13 protein-coding genes and 1 pseudogene are annotated in these 14,923 nt (G+C 56.5%); 3 read left to right on the top strand and 11 right to left on the bottom strand.

All coding sequences use genetic code 11. The features are described 5' to 3' along the window. Positions 1-31: 31 nt before the first annotated feature. From FHT71_RS04330 to FHT71_RS04320, 3 genes are all read right to left on the bottom strand, one after another. Positions 32-1,213 carry a Fic family protein gene (locus FHT71_RS04330; RefSeq protein WP_183719038.1) on the bottom strand — a complete coding sequence of 394 codons (1,182 nt, stop codon included), beginning with the start codon at positions 1,211-1,213 and terminating at the stop codon, positions 32-34. Positions 1,214-1,369: 156 nt separating this feature from the next. Further along, entirely contained in the window at positions 1,370-2,029 is a 660-nt protein-coding gene (locus tag FHT71_RS04325) for an FMN-binding negative transcriptional regulator (RefSeq protein ID WP_183719036.1), read from the bottom strand. A gap of 32 nt (positions 2,030-2,061) precedes the next feature. Continuing rightward, a complete protein-coding gene (locus FHT71_RS04320) occupies positions 2,062-2,238 on the bottom strand; it encodes a rubredoxin (protein WP_183719034.1) in 177 nt (58 codons plus the stop codon). 146 nt (positions 2,239-2,384) lie between these two features. On the opposite strand from FHT71_RS04320, the gene FHT71_RS04315 reads away from it, so the two are divergent. Beyond that, positions 2,385-3,851 carry a PLP-dependent aminotransferase family protein gene (locus tag FHT71_RS04315; protein WP_183719032.1) on the top strand — a complete coding sequence of 489 codons (1,467 nt, stop codon included), beginning with the start codon at positions 2,385-2,387 and terminating at the stop codon, positions 3,849-3,851. Between the two features lie 22 nt (positions 3,852-3,873). Here FHT71_RS04315 and FHT71_RS04310 read toward each other — a convergent pair whose 3' ends face one another. Then, positions 3,874-4,770, bottom strand: a complete 897-nt coding sequence (locus tag FHT71_RS04310; RefSeq protein WP_183719030.1) for a LysR family transcriptional regulator — start codon at positions 4,768-4,770, stop codon at positions 3,874-3,876. A 266-nt stretch (positions 4,771-5,036) separates the two neighbouring features. On the opposite strand from FHT71_RS04310, the gene FHT71_RS04305 reads away from it, so the two are divergent. Continuing rightward, positions 5,037-6,224, top strand: coding sequence for an MFS transporter (locus FHT71_RS04305; protein ID WP_183719028.1), 1,188 nt, complete (start codon positions 5,037-5,039; stop codon positions 6,222-6,224). Positions 6,225-6,853: 629 nt separating this feature from the next. Here FHT71_RS04305 and FHT71_RS31345 read toward each other — a convergent pair. Continuing rightward, positions 6,854-7,108, bottom strand: coding sequence for a hypothetical protein (locus FHT71_RS31345; protein WP_246717950.1), 255 nt, complete (start codon positions 7,106-7,108; stop codon positions 6,854-6,856). A gap of 288 nt (positions 7,109-7,396) precedes the next feature. Between FHT71_RS31345 and FHT71_RS04300 the strand changes: the two genes are divergently transcribed. Next, positions 7,397-9,484 carry an ATP-binding protein gene (locus tag FHT71_RS04300; RefSeq protein WP_246717949.1) on the top strand — a complete coding sequence of 696 codons (2,088 nt, stop codon included), beginning with the start codon at positions 7,397-7,399 and terminating at the stop codon, positions 9,482-9,484. A gap of 80 nt (positions 9,485-9,564) precedes the next feature. Here FHT71_RS04300 and FHT71_RS04295 read toward each other — a convergent pair. The 6 genes and pseudogenes from FHT71_RS04295 to FHT71_RS32250 all read right to left on the bottom strand — a co-directional run. Continuing rightward, a pseudogene (locus FHT71_RS04295) lies at positions 9,565-9,669 on the bottom strand (electron transfer flavoprotein subunit alpha/FixB family protein); the annotation flags it as partial. Between the two features lie 133 nt (positions 9,670-9,802). Then, on the bottom strand, positions 9,803-10,081 hold the full coding sequence (locus FHT71_RS04290) for a type II toxin-antitoxin system ParD family antitoxin (protein WP_183719024.1): 279 nt from the start codon (positions 10,079-10,081) through the stop codon (positions 9,803-9,805). Between the two features lie 94 nt (positions 10,082-10,175). Next, the gene (locus FHT71_RS04285) at positions 10,176-12,002 is read right to left on the bottom strand and encodes an ATP-binding protein (protein WP_183719023.1); all 1,827 of its coding nucleotides are present in this window, start codon (positions 12,000-12,002) and stop codon (positions 10,176-10,178) included. Beyond that, entirely contained in the window at positions 11,999-12,937 is a 939-nt protein-coding gene (locus FHT71_RS04280; RefSeq protein WP_183719021.1) for an SIR2 family protein, read from the bottom strand. The genes FHT71_RS04285 and FHT71_RS04280 overlap by 4 nt, the downstream gene beginning before the upstream one ends. A gap of 208 nt (positions 12,938-13,145) precedes the next feature. Next, on the bottom strand, positions 13,146-13,835 hold the full coding sequence (locus FHT71_RS04275; protein ID WP_183719019.1) for a YfcE family phosphodiesterase: 690 nt from the start codon (positions 13,833-13,835) through the stop codon (positions 13,146-13,148). Beyond that, positions 13,832-14,686, bottom strand: coding sequence for a glutaredoxin domain-containing protein (locus FHT71_RS32250; RefSeq protein WP_183719017.1), 855 nt, complete (start codon positions 14,684-14,686; stop codon positions 13,832-13,834). The genes FHT71_RS04275 and FHT71_RS32250 overlap by 4 nt, the downstream gene beginning before the upstream one ends. Between the last annotated feature and the right edge of the window lie 237 nt (positions 14,687-14,923).

Here is a 14,923-nt window from a genome sequence, read left to right as displayed (position 1 = left end):
GACCACCCAGAAGCGGGTGAGTCCCGTCGCATCAGTGCTCAGGGAAAAGTCCGGGCAGGAACCGAGTAGCCAATCCCACAGGAAAGGCCATCTGGAGCGGCGAACGGGATGTTTGGGACTGGACCACCCCGGTATCAATCAGGGCGGCGGTCAGGCGGCGGGCGGACCTATCACTTGCTGCCATCAAGGTCGGAACCTCAACTCGGTCCAACTCTCCGCGATAGAGCATGACTGTAAGAACCGTCTCGGACTTTGGCGGAAGTCTCCCTGCGCGAATTTCCTCCTGTGCCCATGTCAGCACTCGGGCACGCAGGTTGTGCGGCTGCATTCGATCGCTCATGAAATCTACCTGATCAATACAGGTCTCCAGAAAGAACTCCGCGAAGCTGGCGAGCGAGCCTTCAGCAAGTGCTCGTCTACCGCCGCAAGCCTCGTCGCATGACTGGAGATGCTTCTTGTATTCCTGCTCTCGTCGAGCAAGGCCGCGAGCTGCCGACCAGAGACCACTCGTCCTGAGGGCCGACCTCAGAGTGGCATGCGACACAAACCTGGCGATACGGCCGTTACCATCCGGAAATGGGTGGACCCAAAGAAGACGATGATGGCCGCAGGCCGCGCTGAGGATCGTGTCTATCCGACCGCCCGACCCGTAGCCCTCTTCGAGCCGGGCAAGAAATCGCGGCACTGCGCCGGGGCTGATTGCCACGTGTCGGCCGACCCGGACGTCTATCGACCTTAAAGCTCCGGGCACCATCGTTATTTTTTCGCCATCGCTACCGGTGTCCATGAGCAGGCGTTGCGAGGGCTCGAGTCCATAGAACCGCCGGTGAATGTCGCGGATCGCTTGGGTGGAAAAAGGTCCCTTATCGATCCCGCCGTCGTCAATCCATTTCTGAACGGAGATGTGCGCACGCGCTTCCAGCTGAAGAGCGCGTTTCTCCGGATCGTCGCTGTAGTCTTCAAGGATCGCCCGCGCAACGTCGCGAGGATGAGCATCGTGACCTTCGATCAGATTGCTGTAATGGCAATTCACAATCCTGATGAGATCGGCAAGGGAAATGGCGATCGCCGGAGGCAGTGACGACGAGAAAGCCGCTGATTTCTCAGCCAACACCAGTGCCAAGTCGTTTAGCTTGGACCTCCGCCCAGCTTCTTCGGGAACGAGGAGAGGTTCGATGAGACCGATGTTTTCGCCGTCATCATGGATTGTCATTCCTGGCCACCATTTTGGCCGCTACAACGGCTACATCACAACTCGAGAGATATTGTTTTATAACAGAATGTAAGAGAACTTTTTAGAGATTTTACCTCTTCTCTTTTGGCCGCTTGATTGGCCGATTGGTTTCCGGTTCAGGCGACAGTTTATTGCTCAAACCTCCGATGCCTTAAACGTCCGCTCCTTTCCATCGGCTATGTCCGACATCGCTTCGCCGATCTCCACCTCGCCCAACACCTTGAGTGCCACGCTGGCATTGCGAATATCCCGGACCTCCTTGTTCTGGCTAAGTTTTGACTTGCCTTGCAATTTGGTGATCTCGATCTCGACGCCAACGATCGCCTTGAGTATGGTGTCGATGAATTCCTTTGGGCTGTCGGTCATTTTCCAGGGCGTTGACTGCGTCGCTTCATGCGTTCGGGTCAGCCGAGCGACCATTCCACGGACGTAGCGCTCGTCGTCATGGATGACTACGCGTCCATACGCGTGCGCAACGACGTAGTTCCACGTCGGCACCTGCTTGTGAAGCTCGTGTTTGCTGGGATACCAACTGGGAGAGATGTAGGCGTGTGCCTTCCGGAAAACCACGAGCACTTCATCGCCTGTTTTGATGTCCTCCCAGACGGGGTTATTCCGGGCGACATGAGCATGAAGGTGGCCAAACTGTCCCTGTGAGGGATTGAGCTCGAACGGAATGTGGTTGGCATCGAGCCCGCTCGACCCGTTGGTGATGAGGATACCCAGCGGACTGCCCGTCATCAACTCATGGAGAGTTTGAGCATCGTTTTGTTCGAAGTGCTTGGGAACGTACATGTTTTAAGCCTGGCTAGATGAGTTGGGGGAAGTCAAATCTCGACCATCTGGAATTCGCACTTCGTTGCCCCGCAGTCTGGGCATATCCAATCTTCGGGAACGTCTGCCCATCGCGTTCCGGGGGCTATCCCGTCAGATGGCCAGCCCAGTTCCTCGTCGAAAATTACGCCGCAGAGCACGCAGCGCCACCGTCTGTATTGTTCGTTCATCTGACCTCCGGTCTGGATTCCACGATGCTGGTTCTAAACTCGGGATAACCCATTAACTGGACCTTTTTACAGGGCCAGATCGGTGATATTTGTGTGGTCCAGTTCATGGTGACTTTTATCCACCAGAGCATCCGCCAGGAGAGCCCATGACCAACCAAATCGGAAACAATTCTCGCCGTGAAAAAGGCCCAGGTGCTCGGAAAATCTACCAGCAACTAAAACGGCAGATCATTGACGGCGTGTATGGGAACGGCGGCAAGCTTCCGTCGTCTCGCGCGCTCGCCGTCGAATTCGGCGTTTCTCGGAATACCGTGACCGTGGCATACGACCAATTGCTCGCCGAGGGATTCATCACTGTTAGCCAAGGCTCGCGACCACTGGCCGTGCCGGCCATCCAACCAAAACCGTTTGAGAGCAGAACGACAGAAATTGCAGCCGACCAGCGCCTGTCTGAGTATGCGAAGAGAGTACTCGAGGTTCGACTTCCTTCTCGATCATCGTTCTCAAACACAGTGATCGACTTCCGGTATGGCGACATTTCTGCTGACGACTTTCCAACGATTCAATGGCGCAAGGCCCTGAACCAAGCCACCGGCCGCCAAACGTCACGACTTTCATACGGCGATCCGAAAGGTTCTCCACGGTTGAGAGCCGCACTGCAGGCGTATCTTTGGCGGGCAAGATCGATTGAATGCTCCAGCGACCAGATCGTCATCGTCAACGGCTCACAGCAAGGCCTAGAGCTGTGCGCGAGAATCCTTCTCGACCCGGGAGACACCTACGCGATAGAAGAACCGTGCTACCCCATGGCCCGCCACGTCTTCACATCGGTCGGCACGAGAGCAATCGGGATTACAGTCGACGCTGATGGCGTGGATGCAGGTCAACTCGCAGGATTGGACGCCCGATTGGCATATGTGACGCCTTCACATCAGTTCCCGCTCGGTAGCGTTCTTTCGATCAATAGAAGACAGCAGTTACTGCAGTGGGCCGAGGTCTGTGGCAGCTACATTGTTGAGGACGATTACGATGGCGAGTATCGCTACGACATCAAGCCGATCCCACCATTGCGAGCGCTGTCGGCAAACTCGAACGTCGTCTATGTCGGGACAGTGTCCAAGACTTTGTCGCCCACGCTCAGGATCGGATACATGGTCCTGCCATCATCCTTAGTTGACGTTTTCACGCGCGTGAAACTGCTTTCGGACCGTCATGCGCCGGCGCTGGAGCAAGAGGCTCTTGCCGCCTTTATCGAGAGCGGCGCATACGAGGGGCATATCAGGCGCATTCGGAGATTGAACGGCAAGCGACGGGCGAGTCTGCTCGACGCCCTCTCCTCGGAGTTCGGCGAGGACGTATCGATAGTCGGGGCCGATGCGGGTTTGCACTTGGTCGTCTGGTTCCATCGACTAACGTTCAGCGACGAAGATGACTTTGCGACCGAAGCCCTATCTTGCGGGGTTGCCATTTACTCGATGCGGCCTCATTTCAGAGAACTAGACAACTCCAAGAAGCTCGCCGTTGTGATGGGGTATGCGGCACTAACCGACGCCCAGATTTCCAAGGGCGTGACGCAACTGCGCAAAGCTTATGATCGGCTCCTCTCGAGATAAGTGAAGCCGGTGCCTCCTCCACTCAGGCGCTTTTCTCTCGAAGAGCATCCGCGACCACTGAAAACGCGGGGAGATTCTGACGGCGGCTCGGATAGTAGAGATAGTACCCCGCGAATTTCGGTGTCCAGTCGTCAAGGACAAGCTTGAGCCGGCCTTCCGCGACATGGCGTGCGACATAGCTCTCCGGGACGAAAGCGAGGCCGTAACCAAGAAGTGCCGCCTCCACCATTTCTCGATCGGTATTGAAGGTAAGCTGGCCCTCCACGCGAACTCGCACCTCTTCGTCATTCTTCTCGAATTCCCAACCATAGAGCCCGCCCACCCGGTCAAGCCGTCGGTTGATGCAATTGTGCCGAACCAACTCCTGCGGGGTCAACGGTGCCAGATGGGTTTCGAAATAGTCCGGCGTGCCGACCACAACCAACCGCCAGTCCGGCCCGATCCTGACAGCGACCATGTCCTTTTCGAGGCTCTCCCCGAGGCGTACGCCGGCATCAAAGCCGTCCTTTACGATGTCGCGGAAGGCATTGTCGACGCTCAGCTCCAGCTTGATATCCGGGTAGTCACCGAGGATCGGCGCGAGCTTGGGCCAGACCACGCTCTCCATCGCGTGGTTCGACAGCGTGATCTTCACGGTGCCGGCTGGCTTGTCCCGGTAGGCCATCAAGGCCTCGATGTCAGCCTCGATCTCGGAAATGCGCGGAGCCAGCGATAGCCTCAGCCGCTCCCCGGCTTCGGTTGTAGCAACGCTACGCGTCGTCCGCGTCAGGAGTCGCAAACCCATTCGGGCCTCGAGCTCCTTAACGGCGTAGCTCAGCGTCGACTGCGCGACACCCAGCTTGGCGGCAGCCTTCGTGAAACTGCGCTCCTCGGCCACCGCGAGAAAAAGCAGAAGTTCGTTGAAGTTCGCTCGGGCCACGTCGCATATCTCCAGTTCATCGGCGCTCGCGATTTATAGCCAAAATCGATAAGTCCATGCAAATTGCGACGGCTAATCCTCACTATCGATCGGTGCTAACTACCGCGCAAGACGGCGACGCGTCCCCTATTCCAGAGACCTGACCACGTGGAGCTTCCAACTCTACCATGAAGACAGTGGCTCTCCGACAAGCTGGACCGCCCGACCGACAACACGCCGCCGTCGCCGGACTTTATGAACAGCCCCTTCTGAAGCGAGCCACTAATATGGACACGACGTACAACTTCAACATCGAAACCCGGGCGACGCCTTGGAACGCCGTCATCTGCATGATGCTGACCTCCTTCACCCTCGTCGCTATGGAGTTCATGCCGGTCAGCCTTCTCACCCCGATCGCCACCGAACTCGCGATCACCCCGGGCCAAGCTGGCCAGGCGATCTCGATCTCGGGTTTCTTCGCAGTCTTCACCGCTCTGTTTAGCAACCTCGTTCTCGCCAACTTCGACCGCCGTCTTGTCGTCCTCGGCTACACAATCGTCTTGGTCGCCTCCGGGTTGGCGGTGACCTTCGCCCCCAACTATCTCGTCTTCATGTTTGGCCGCGCGCTGATCGGCATCTCGATCGGAGGCTATTGGTCACTGTCGACAGCGATCATCGCCCGCATAGCCTCCCGGCCAGACGTGCCGAAGGCCCTCGCCATGCTTCAGGGTGGCAGCGCCCTGGCTGCCGTCATCGCGGCCCCGCTCGGCAGTTTCCTCGGGGGCCTCATTGGCTGGCGAGGCGCATTCTTTATTGTGGTTCCGATCGGTGCCGCGGCCTTCATCTGGCAGTTGATCGTTCTGCCCCGCATGCCCGGCTCTCCTCATGGCTCTCTCGGCCGGACATTCAGCCTCATGGCCAACCCCACCTTCGCGCTCGGCATGACCGCGATGGTGCTGTTCTTCATGGGACAGTTCGCACTGTCGACCTACCTGCGGCCGTTCCTAGAAGACATCACCCACCTCGGCATCAATCCACTCTCGCTAGTCCTCCTCGGGATCGGCTTGACAGGCCTCGGCGGCACGTGGCTGATCCCCGGTATCCTGCGTTCCCACATGGCGCATGTCCTGATCGGCTTCCCGGCGCTCTTGGTCGTCATCGCGTTGGTGCTCGTGGGCCTCGGCTCCCACGCCTATGTGACCGCAGGCCTGCTGCTTCTCTGGGGCCTGTTCACCACCCCTGTTCCGGCGGCTTGGATGACGTGGATGACCCGCACGATCCCTGAGCACCTGGAGGAAGGCGGAGCCTGGTTCGTCGCCCTCATTCAGTTTGCGATCACGTCGGGCGCATTCGGGGGTGGTGTTCTCTTCGACCATGTCGGCTGGTGGAGTCCGTTCGTCCTCAGCGCCATCGTGTTCCTCGCTTCGTCGATTCTCGCGGTGCCATTGATGCTGCAGCGGACGACCAATGCGTGAGGTGTAGTCCCGGTGAAGTCAGTGTCGAGCGACAAGGCCTGAAGCCGAATCACCTGTCCACTTGGAGAACGATGGCGCGGCAGGCAAAGCTGGCTTTGCCTGCGCCCGACGACGCGAGAGAGTTCACATCGACGATGGTCGAGCCACCCAGGCCAATAGTTTAAGCGGTGTTTTCCTCGCACATTGACCACCAAGGGCGGCATGCCGTTCCACAAGCCTACGTTGCGACAGATGGCAAGAATGCGCCAACGGCGGTCATTGTGCCTTGTCGGAAATCTCCTTCGTAAAGCGGATAATCAGGAATCTGGGCGTGCTGGATGTTGTTGAAGGTGGCCTACGGTTGGTCGAACTTGCAGATGGGGTCTCCAAAGAAGAGCTTCATGCCGCGACCGACGCCACCATCATCGGTAGATAGTCACGAGGTCGGGTGGACCGGTTACGGTCTGCCCGTCCCCGGTCCGTCGAGTATTTCTGTCAAAACTTTCGGATAGCTACTTTTGAGAGTAGTAAAGCGAGACGTTAGCTGTGTATTTTCGCTGGGAAGTGGTAACTCAAGACTCCGTCATTTGGATTCGCTCCTATCCAGCTGCAGCATGAACCACGATTCGAAGTTCAAAATAGCCATCCCGCTAGACAAGAGCCGCTCCGACTTCCGGGAAGTCAAAGGCCGTCTTCTTGAATCGCTTGTCGGGCGTTTCCTCACCTATCAGAGCTACGTTGTCAAAGAGCGTGTTCGTGATGCGGGTAGCGAAATAGACCTCAAATGCCTCAATCGGCTTTCTGGCGACAGCGCGATTGTCGAATGCAAGGCGCGCACGGAAACTGTCCAAACCGACGCGGTTAACAAGCTCCACAGTGATGTCAGTCTTGAAGAGGCCGACCATGGCTGGATTTTTTCGATATCCGAGATCGGGAAGGAAGCTCAGGCGAGACTGGACAGATTCAACGCAAAAGCTGGGAAGAGCGTTTTCAAATTCTTCCCGCCGCATGAATTGGTGACACTTCTAGTCGACGCCAAGGGTTTCGAACTTCCGGCGTTGCCGGGCAGCAACGGGGCTACCGAGGTTTTCCTTTGCTTGTTGGAGGGACGAGAGATTTGGGCCGTCCCGATGTGGACACCTAACAGGGAACTCAAGGGTCTTCTGGCTTGGGGCGCTAGTGACGGGTCTCCGATGAAACCAAGAGACTTGCCGGAACTGGCCAACACGGATTTTCCGTATCCCGAGGCGAGCTGGCTAGACCACAAGCACGTGGAAGGTCCTCCAAGCAAAGATGTACAGCCCGTCGTCGAAGTTATCCCCGGCGAAGAATGGAGCGATTATCGCCCATCGCGACCTGTAGACTTCGTGGGGCGTGAGGGACTGATTTACGAGATACGGGATTTCTTTGATCGCATCCGGGAAGGTAAGACCTTGTCGAGGCTTTTCGGCATCAAGGGGCAGTCTGGTTGGGGAAAGAGCAGCCTCGCGCTGAAGCTTGCCGACGAACTACGGAAGGATAAGATTTTTATTCTCCCGGTCGATTGCCGAGCTGCGAAGACTTCGTACTACGCCGATCTGGCAATGTTGCGGGCATTGCAGGCCGCCGAGCAGTATATATCGCCCGGGCCGCTGTTCCGCAGCACTCCGAAGATCGAGACGAACCCGTTCAACGATCCGGCAGTGCATGAACTTCTGGCGCAGGCCCAGTCGCAGAACGCGGTAGTCTGCCTGATTTTCGATCAGTTCGAGGAAATCATCCATCGCTCCGAGCTCAGCGCGGCATTCAGCCGTATGCGAGACTTGGCACTGGCGGCGGATGAAGCGCGAGCGCCTTTCGCTATCGGCTTTTCCTGGAAAACGGATGGTACCGTCGGCTCCGATTATCCCGGATATCACCTGTGGCACTCGCTTTCGGATCGTCGAAAGGATTTCGTGGTCGACAGGTTCGCACGCGAGGATGCGGATGACTTTATCGTACTTGCACAACGCGAGTCGAAGCAGGCCCTGAAATACAACATTTCGAAGTTCATCGTCGAAAACTACGCGGGCTACCCGTGGCTCCTAAAAAAGTTGGTGCGCCATTATATCGAAGATGCCAAGGCCGGCCGTGATCCGGGACCGTTGGGATCGCTCCCGAGCCTTGAGACGCTCTTCAACAACGATCTCCAGGAACTGTCGCAGGCCCAGACCCGGGCTATCCGGTTCATTGCCCAGAACTCTCCTGTCGAATACGGAGCTACGGCGGACAAGTACGGTGCTGACAACGTCGCGTCGCTTGTGAACCAGCGGCTCGTCATCAATACAGGTGGCAAGCTAAACCTCTACTGGGACATTTTCCGGGACTACATCCTCTATAACGAGGTGCCTCAGCTTCCGAATACATACATCCCGACGATCTCGGTCCGTCGAATTAGGGGCATCCTCAAAACTGTGCTCGGAGCGGATCGGCTCGACTACGAGCACTTCGCTGCGAGCTTGAATCTCAGTCTCACGACGACCGACAACGCCGTCCGCGACCTGGTCAACATGGGTATCGTCAGGTCGAACCGTCTGGAGCAATATTTCGAAAGAGCTTTCGAGAACTCGGCGGCGGCGACGGCCAAGATCATCGAATTCCTGCAGAGCAATTGCATCTTCATCAAGGCCCGAGAGCTCATTGCCGCGCAGGGCGGGGCGACCTTCGCGGAAATCTGCACGGCGTCCGCACCGGAGTACGCCTTCCTTTCCATCGATGAGCAGACGTTGCAGCAGTACAATCGCCGTATCCTGGCGTATTGCTGGCACTTCGGTCTCCTGTCGAAAAACGGGATGCATTTCGTCCTCGGCGACCCCGTTTTCGACATCATGGAATCCGCCGAGCGAGTGGCGAACATCAGCGAAGTCGATATTTTCCGGGCGGCCGCACCGCCGGAGCGCGTGATCGAACTCGTTGATCAGGTCAGGGGCGGTGTCTGCAAAACCAAGAAGGAAGCGGAGAGCCAAGGTCTTCGCAACGCGGTCTTCGCTGCAAGCACCCTTGGACTGATCGTTCAGCAGAATGGCGAGATAAGCATCGCAGATCATGTGAAGGACGACATGCCGACGTCAATGCTTGTGCGGCAGGCCCTCGTGCAAATCGAGCCCTTTAAGAGCAGTCTGGCCGAAATAGAATATCCCGGCCTTCCAGCCAGCGAGCTCGGTGCCATCATTGCCGATCTCTACGGCCTGAACTGGTCTACGGGGTCGTGCGAGCGTCACGGCTCGGCAATCAAGCGCTGGACGTCCTGGATGGCTCAGTAAGGGATTAGTCGCAATCTAGTAGTACACGTGCGGAGCGCGTGACGCCCTACCGCCCGCACGGGTACTCTCCCAGCCCCGGCTTACGCCCCGGCCAGTTTCTCGAACTCCGGCAGCACGTCGAAGAGATCGGCCACGAGGCCGTAGTCGGCGACCTGGAAGATCGGTGCCTCCTCGTCCTTGTTGATGGTTCTCGTGGCCGCAATGGGCCGACAGCAGACTTTAAGTGGCTGTTCGCCCCGAGTAATTCACGGCATTAGCTCGCCAATCTGGCTCTGCTTGTGGCCGTTCACGATGGAAGCGTGCCATTTCCTGCTTCGGTTAGACAGACAGCCGCTTCCGCTCGATCATCGCTTCTACGCGACTTGTCATTTCTGCCGTGGAAATCATCGGGCCGTTTAGCCGATGCTGGAGCAATTCAGAAAACGCTTGCGTTTCAGAAAGCGCTTTCGTTGTGATTTCAGCGTCCGTCGTTTGATGCTGGAATTCCAGGGCCTGCTGAAGGACCGCACTTGTGCTGGAATATTGTCCACTTTCGACGAGGAAGCGCACAAACGCGAACTGCTGGTCTGTCAGCGAAAGCAACAATCGGACACTCATCGGCTGATCTCCATTGAACCGAGGTTACCGCTCAGTCTCTTAGCTATCATAAGAAGGTGCTCTACCACGAGAGTTCAAAGTCATGCCGTTCGCTTCACGCCGGCGAAAGCAACGGCGCAAATCGAAGGGTTGTGCTCTTTGGCTGCAACTTGTGTTCAAGAGCCTTGATGTTCAGTTTGAGAGGCATTTGGCCTGCCATACCGCTGAATATGCAAGTTCCCGTCGGAAGGGTTGGGATCGACTCCTCGGTCAGTTTGTCGATGTAGGAAACGGCGCTGGCGATTGACTGCAGGTCTTTCTGATTGATCAGCCTATGGATGAAATAGTTGTGTGCCTGGGATGTGATCGTTGGCGAAATGTCGTTCGGTCGCTGACTGGCGATCGTCACGAAGACCCCGAATTTTCGGCCCTCCTTGATGATCTCCTCGAACGTCTCGAGACGATAGTCCTTCCAGCTCTCCGTCTCCCGAGATGACTCGGTAGATAAAATATTGTGGGCCTCATCGACGACGATGTTCAGGGTTTTGCCCTGGAACAATGTCTTATGCTCCTGATAAATACGGCGGCACAGCAGTAGCGGTATTGTCTTCTTCATCTCCAGATTGACGTCGTTCAGATTGATGATCACCACGTTGCTGGCGAAAATGTCGCCTTGGACTGCCGGATTGAACACCTTTCGGATGTCATTCTGCTTGCTCCTGAGCTTGTTTATGACCGGCGCGATATGTTCGTTCTGAGCCCGGTTTGCGAGGACGTCGTAGATCAGTTGGACATAAGAGAAGGTCACGAAGTCCGCGATGATGTCGTCCTCGAACTGGAGATTTACGACATGTCCGTATACGACTGTGTTTTGAATCGCCTGGGGATTGTTGCGCAGGAAATCCTGGCCGCGTTTGTACTGGGCAGTCACGTTGTGCCACTCAAGGTCGGAAGCGATCTCCACCGGCTGACCGTTGTGATCCTGCTCCGGAAGAACCTGCCGAAGGTAGTCAAACAGCAAGTCTGCCCGCACCTTATCCGACATGCCAAGAATCTGTGTGATCTGCTGCCGAACGATGTTCCTAAGATGTCCAATTGGGTCATTTCCGCCCATAACGGCGTCATACCTAGAGAGGACGCGGCGTAGGAATGGCTTCTGCGTTTTCTCGGTGGCATCCGAGATAATCGAAAGCATCTCTAGGTCCAGCAGGCCCGCGTTTCCGAGCGGTACCTTGTCGCCGTCGACGACGCGGGTCGAAAGGTTATAGACGGTCTTGTCATTGGCGATGCAGTCGGCGTGTGCGTACTCGCCATTGAAGTCAAAAAGTATGATCCGACAGTTATCGTTGAACCTCTGGTGATTTATGGCACGTAGCTCGCTGACAAAATGCTGATAGAGCGTCGCGAGCGTGTTCGACTTGCCACTCCCGGTGTTGCCGAAAATGGCAATATGGCTGTTCATCAGCCCGTCCACGGGAAGGGCAATGTCATAGCCCTCGTACTCCGAAGTCGCGATATGTAGGGCTATTCCGTCCTCCGCGATCAGATTGTGAACCTGGAGCACGCGCTCGCGCGTAAGCAGGAATGCCTCGTTACCCACCAACGGGAGTTCCTTGGTCCCTCCATAGAAACGGCCTCGCCGATCAATGAAACCGACGAGCGCCACGGAAAGCACGCGGCGGCCTCGAACGATCGGATCGCCATCGTCAAATCGTGTGTCAGGGTTGGCATTCTCGCCCTCGACCTTACCGATAAGGCTCACGAATCCCTTCCGGATGTCTATGTAGCTGCCAACCGCGATGTTCCTGAGAAGATCACCGTCGTAGAATAGCTCCGACAGGTTCTTATCCTTGTCGACCGTGACGAGAATTCGCCGCCCGGTAACGCCCGAGACTTCGCCGACCCGGAGTACAGCCTCCTTTTGGAGACGAGCGTCGCTCATTTCGGTGCACCGCTATCGGGGATGATGGCGCGCAAAATGGCATTGAAGGATTTGAAGTCAATCGAGGGCCCCTCGCCCGGCCCGACAATCGTCACATTTCGATTCTCAGCGAACTTGGTTGAGAAGCCCGGTACGTTCGCGTCGGAATACGCAAAGATCAGCAACTGGGACGTCGGATTGCGGAGGGCACGTTGAATGATGTCGAGAATATGCTCGTCGGCAAACGAAAAGCCGAACGCGACGAGGAGTGAGTTGTCTTTATCCATGCAGTTGGACAAGAGGCGGAGCAAGTCGAAGTAAACACGCTCCATCAACGCGGATTCAAATTTCCTGAGGTTCGGAAGGATTAAAGCTCGCGTTGCCAACGCGGCGCTCACGGCGGCAGGATCGATCTTGCTCACAGCACCGGAGAGCATCACGCCATCAGACGCGAAACGAATGTTCCTATCGGCTTCTCGAACCCAGCTCAGCGATCCATGTACCTTGATCAGGTTCAATACCGGTAGTTCGGCTATCCGATCAGTCACGTTGCCGGATCGAAAGGTCCTGTCGAAGTACCTTGCCGGAGAGAACAGATACCTATTGCCTACTGCCGATGTTCGATCGAACCCGTCGTTCAAGGTGACGTTGGGAAGCTTCGAAGCCGCCTTCTCGATGAAGAGATCGTAGTTTGTGGTGAAAATGTTTGCCTGTCTGGGAAGGAGGATATTCTTCCGTTCAAACAGGATGGCATCGATGATCGAAAGGAAGTTGACGTAGTTGGAAAGCGTCTCGACGAGAGCCTCCTCGTCGATATCGGCTAGCAGGTCAACATTCGCTTCTGCAAGTTCCTCTATGAAATCGAGCGCCACCAGATTGGCCTGTTCGGTATCGCCGCCGATCAGAAAGCCATTGATCTGCGCCTCGATATCGCCCGCGACCTGGATCGCGGGCATTGACGCCCCCGATCCGATGAGGAAATTCAGGTTTCCGGACTGAATATAGGATTCAACCAGCTTCCTTACATCGTCAGCTTGGTCCGAGAGAATCAGTGTGCGCGCCATAGCAGAAATAAAGCTCATTCCCGTTTAGCGAGCAACAGCGCCCACGGGAGTCGGGAGTTCAGTTCAATTCTAGCAAACGGAGCTCAATGTAGCGCAAAACCTACGATCGCCCCTCTAGCGTGGCGATCAGTTCGGCTTCCACCGACGGATCAAATCCAATCGCACGCAACCTTTCGACGGTCTTGTCTTTTGGATATTCATACGACCGGAGTTCGAACCCCGTCTCATCCCAGACTGCGTATCGAGCTGCCGTTCCTCCGCCCCGTGGCTGACCAATGCTTCCAGGGTTGAGGAGGATTTTTCTACCGATCCGTCGGATGAACTGCTGATGAGTGTGCCCAACGAGTAAGACGTCTGCGTCCAGGTCGCCAACCTCTTCGATCCATTCGTCAGCATCCTGCGAAAGCCGACCATAGAGCGGGTTAGACGGCCGCGCATGGACCAGCTGGAAACGCAGGCCATCGCGTTCCGCGGCAACGGTCAGAGGCAGCCCCTGCAAGTAGCTTTTTTGATCGGCCGTGATTGAAGCATTGGTGAACCGTCGGGTCGCTTGGGCCGTCGACCGATAACGCTCGCTCCATTTAGAGTCGTCCTCGTACCCAACCGCATGATCATGGTTCCCACGAACGATCAACGTCGCCTTTGGCCGAAGGGCGTCGATGACTTCTGCGGGGTTCGGACCGTAGTTCACCAGGTCACCGAGGACCCACAGTTCGTCCCACTCCTTCTCAGGAAAACTATTCCAAGCTTCCAAATTGCCGTGCAGGTCAGAAATTATTACGATTTTCATCCTGTGCCCAAAATCCCTGCCAGCTTCCCCGAATCTGCGAGTGCCTGAAGGTCGTCTGCTCCACCAATGTGGCTACCGGCGATGAAGATTTGGGGCGTGGTGCGCCGCCCCCCGCTCACTACCACCATCTGGTCGTCCGCACCCTCTGTTTCCACGATGTCGATCTCCTGGTAGTCGATCTTTAGCGCGTTCAGGAGCTCCTTCGCGGCTTTGCAGTACTGACAGCTTGACCTGCTGTAGATAACGGCCGGTCGCGACGCCAAATCCGGGCGCGTTTCCAGTCCTCGAGACCTCAGCCGCAACCACGATAAAACAGTGGCAGCAGCGGTCGTCGGTGGAAACACTGGGTAGAACACATCCTCGATAACCCCGTCCCGCGCGATAAGGGTTAGCCTCTTGAGCAATCTCATGCCGGCGACATCCATCGTCGGCAAATGCAAGGCAGTGGCAAATTTCAAATCGCTGTCGCTAAGGACCGGGAAAGACAAATCCAGTCGCTCCGCCATCTCCATCTGATAGTCGGTGTCCTGCGAACTAAGTCCGAAAAGTTGAGCACCCAGGCTATCGATTTCCGAATAGACGTCGTTGAACATCAGCGACTGCGGGGTGCATCCACGAGCACCAGGGATTTTGTCCCACCCGTCAGGCAGCGGCGTTTCCGGATTACCGGTCATCGGATAGATGTAAATGACGGCTAGGCCCCCAATCTTGCCGAGATTGACACTTCCACCGGCGGTGGAACGCAACTCTATTTCGGGGACACGCATTCCCGGGAGGTGCCGTGCCGCACCATCATCTTCAGGGCGCGGAAGATCATCCGGGAGCTTCCTCAGGTCGACGGGATTGGACATCTCAAAGCCTTTTATAGCGGATTGGAAGGACCGATACCGCGCTAGGCGGTCGCCTCGAACAACTGGATGACAATCACGACGTCATCCATCTTGTGAAGCAACATGCCATCAAAGTGGCATGGAGAAAACGTCCAGTTCTCAGAAATTAATGTGGTCCAGTTTGCGCCACCACTCGAAGCGCCTTTGCGATCCAGTGGATCGTGAGGCAAAGCGCTCTCGTATCGTAATTTGTATTGC

The sequence above is a fragment of the Rhizobium sp. BK060 genome, from assembly GCF_014193145.1.
Lineage (GTDB): Bacteria > Pseudomonadota > Alphaproteobacteria > Rhizobiales > Rhizobiaceae > Rhizobium.
Note: the sequence above shows the minus strand (reverse complement) of the source record. Positions and strands in the feature narration are given on the sequence as shown.